Origin of the sequence: Mycobacterium angelicum (genome assembly GCF_002086155.1) — a bacterium.
GTDB classification, from domain to species: Bacteria; Actinomycetota; Actinomycetes; order Mycobacteriales; family Mycobacteriaceae; genus Mycobacterium; species Mycobacterium angelicum.
In genome coordinates this window covers 1-245 of the sequence record NZ_MVHE01000435.1, presented here as the reverse complement: position 1 = coordinate 245, position 245 = coordinate 1, and the positions used below count along the sequence as shown (strand labels likewise).

Annotated in this window: 1 protein-coding gene; it reads right to left on the bottom strand. The window is 65.7% G+C overall.

The window, feature by feature from the left end; translation table 11 throughout:
- Positions 1-245 (bottom strand): DUF7937 domain-containing protein (locus tag BST12_RS30150; RefSeq protein WP_483869193.1); only part of this gene is annotated, 245 nt, incomplete at both ends.

The window sequence follows — 245 nt, the reverse complement described above, 5'->3', positions numbered from 1 at the left end:
GGGTGTGCGGGGGTTGCGGCAGCTGGCGCAGCCTGCCGATGACGATGGCCGCCGCGAGGATGCTGAGCGCCAGGCCGCACAGCACCACATCGAAGGTGCTGGTGATCTGCTGGGCAAGATCGTTTCCGTAGACGGGGTGAGCCGACCCGCCCGAAGATGCCTGGAATCGCGGAGCCAGGACGACGCCGACGATGACGCGCGAAACGGTGAATGTGCATAGCAATCCGCACAGCGACGAGATCAGC